The sequence below is a fragment of the Borrelia persica No12 genome (genome assembly GCF_000500045.1).
Classification (GTDB): Bacteria; Spirochaetota; Spirochaetia; order Borreliales; family Borreliaceae; genus Borrelia; species Borrelia persica.
In genome coordinates this window covers 1-363 of sequence record NZ_AYOT01000071.1, presented here as the reverse complement: position 1 = coordinate 363, position 363 = coordinate 1, and the positions used below count along the sequence as shown (strand labels likewise).

1 protein-coding gene is annotated in these 363 nt (G+C 29.2%); it reads right to left on the bottom strand.

The genetic code is table 11. The annotated features are described in order from the left end of the window. A partial coding sequence (locus U881_RS10450) for a YqaJ viral recombinase family protein (RefSeq protein ID WP_038363244.1) occupies positions 1 to 363 on the bottom strand: 363 nt, incomplete at both ends.

The window sequence follows — 363 nt, the reverse complement described above, 5'->3', positions numbered from 1 at the left end:
AATTACTTCAATAACAAAATCGTTATCCCTTTTAATTTCACAATTAATTACTTCATTCCCTACTGTCAAAAATAAATTGCCTTTGCTTAAACCCGTACATGCAAGTTGTATTTGTACTTGTACATAATATTTAAAGAAATATTTACTCTCTATAAAATTACCAGTACGGTTATATTCCAATGCAGCTTCTTTTAACTGATAACTATCACTAGATTTAAGCTCTAAAAGTTCAGCTTCACCTTCTTTGTTTATAAACCAACCATCAATTGTTGCACCAACTAAATTCTTTGCACCAGAAATTTCCTTAAAGTAGTTATATTTATCTATGCCATTGGCATATTTATTTCTATGCAAAACCTCAAC